An 845-nucleotide genomic window follows, 5' to 3' on the forward strand; every position below is an offset into this window, starting at 1 on the left:
ACGCTGGAACCCACCCGGACGACCACCACGGTCGCCGCTGTCACGACGGTCGTCTCGCCGGTCATCACGGCGGTCGTCGCGGCGGACGAAACCGCTCCGGTCGTCGCCTCGCCGATCGTCACTACGGCCGGGCCCGCCACGGTTGTCATCGCGGCGGAACCCACCACGGTCGTCATTCCCCCGCGGCCCACCCGGACGGTCGTCACGCCGGAAGGCCGGACGGTCACCCTCACGCCGGACGCCCCGGTCGCGGTCGTCCCTACGGGGACCGCTGGGACGGTCATCACGCCGGAGCGCCGGACGAGGTCCGCGGTCGCCCTCGCGCCGATCGTCACGCCGGCCGGGCCCGCCACGGTTGTCGTCGCGACGGAACCCACCGCGGTCGTCATTCCCCCGCGGCCCGGCGGGACGGTCGTCGCGGCGGCCGTAACCACCGCGGTCATTACCACCGCGATTACCGGCCGCCCCACGATCACTGGCGCTGCGGTCGTTACCACCACGGTCGTTCGCGGGGCGGCCGGAACCAGCACCACGGTTGTCATCGCGTCGGAAGCCGCCACGGTCTCCGCGGTAGCCGCCCCGGTCGCTACCCCGGTCGCCGCGGTCACCACTGTCCCGTCGCCGCTGGTCGCGCTCCGGTCGATCGTCGGGAGAGTTGGTGGACATGGGTGACTCCTGTCTTCGGTACCGCAAGTCATTCTCGCGCAGCCGGGTACCCGGCGCGCTCTGGAAAAAAAGAAAGGACCCCTGGTCCCCAGCTGAACGCTGGGGACCAGGGGTCCTTCCAAAGATTGTTCGGCGGCGTCCTACTCTCCCACAGGGTCCCCCCTGCAGTACCATCGGCG

General features: G+C 71.4%; 1 pseudogene. It reads left to right on the top strand.

The annotated features are described in order from the left end of the window. Nucleotides 1-672: pseudogene (locus ACWD0J_RS09305) on the top strand (hypothetical protein); the annotation flags it as partial. Nucleotides 673-845: the final 173 nt, after the last annotated feature.

The sequence above is a fragment of the Streptomyces sp. NPDC003011 genome (assembly GCF_053591515.1).